At 49.7% G+C, this 1,524-nt stretch carries 1 protein-coding gene; it reads left to right on the forward strand.

Translation table 11 applies throughout. From position 1 onward, the window contains the following. Nucleotides 1-118: 118 nt before the first annotated feature. Nucleotides 119-1,363, forward strand: a complete 1,245-nt coding sequence (locus PGX44_RS05475) for an IS256 family transposase (RefSeq protein ID WP_083615847.1) — start codon at nucleotides 119-121, stop codon at nucleotides 1,361-1,363. Nucleotides 1,364-1,524: the final 161 nt, after the last annotated feature.

A 1,524-nucleotide genomic window follows, 5' to 3' on the forward strand; every position in this document is an offset into this window, starting at 1 on the left:
TGTAAAATGAAGTGTGTAAGTTACCGGTAACCAATTTACTAACTTACGCACTTCATTTTTTTGTCGAGGTGCGGTACACTATCAGAAAGCAGGTTGAAAGGAATTGAGTACAGCACTGATGAAGAAACGTAGAAACCCGAGTGAGAAAGGCCAGGCAATCGCCAAGCTCATCATGGAACAATACCAGCCGAAGACGCAGGAAGACATGCAGATAGCGCTGAAGGACGTGTTCGGTCCTATCTTCGAAGCTATGCTGCAGGGCGAGATAGATAACCATCTCGGGTATAGCTCCAATGATCATAGCAAGAAGGAAACCTCCAACCGTCGGAATGGCTATACGGAGAAAACCATCCAGACTTCGGTCGGCGAGGTCCCCATCCGCGTCCCACGGGACCGCGAATCTACCTTCGAGCCCCAGGTAGTCCCCAAACGCACCAAGGATGTCACAGGGATCGAGAGCAAGGTACTGGCCATGTATGCACGCGGCATGAGCCAGCGGGATATTGCCAAGACGATTGATGACATCTATGGATTCGAGCTGTCCGCAGAGAGCATCTCGAACATCACAGACCGAGTGATGGACGAAGTCCAGCATTGGCAGACACGTCCTCTGAACCCCTTCTACCCCTTCTTGTTCGTAGACTGCCTGTACGTCTCTGTACGCAAGGATTATGAGACCAAGAACCACGCTGTCTACGTCATCCTCGGCTATGACATCAATGGCTCGAAGGATGTCCTGGGCCTTTGGATGAACGAGACGGAGGGCAAACATAACTGGATGCAGATATTCGATGAGCTGAAGGCCCGTGGCGTTGAAGATGTCGGATTCATCTGCATGGATGGTGTCTCCGGTTTGGAAGAGGGAGCAAAGTCCATCTTCCCCCAGGTGGTCGTGCAGCGCTGCATCGTCCATCTGATCCGCAACTCCATCAAGTACATCCCATCCAAGGATTACAAGGCCTACACGACCCAGCTCAGGAAGGTCTATGGAGCCGTGAACCTGAAGAGTGCTGAGGCCGAATTCGAGCGGTTCAAGCAGGCCTGGAGCCAGTACCCCGGTGCGGTAGAAACATGGAAGCGGAACTGGCAGCATGTCCAGCAACTATTCAACTATGGCAGTGCCGTAAGGAAGGTGATGTATACCACCAATGCGATAGAGAGCGTGAATTCCAGCTTCCGAAAAGTCACCAAGAAGGGCTCGTTCTCCAGCGAGGAATCTGTCTTCAAGGTTCTCTATCTCAGGGTAAAGGAACTCTATGCCAAGTGGGAAGGGCATCATATCCAGAACTGGGCGATGGTCAGAAACCAGTTGGCTATGGATGATAAGCTGCAAGCTCGTATCCTGAAATACGAGAAATTTTAAAGCCAGCAATCACTGGTAACGCATCTTCTTTTATGATACCTAAAAAAACTTACACACTTAACTTGACAAACCCAGAAAAGCAGTTTTTATGGGGAAAGGGGTTTTATGCCTATTTTGCAGTAATTTCCTGCTTATTACCTCAAGATGCAAATAAAAAGAGG

Source organism: Caecibacter sp. AF58-12pH5A (assembly GCF_027681725.1).
GTDB lineage: Bacteria > Bacillota > Negativicutes > Veillonellales > Megasphaeraceae > Megasphaera > Megasphaera hominis.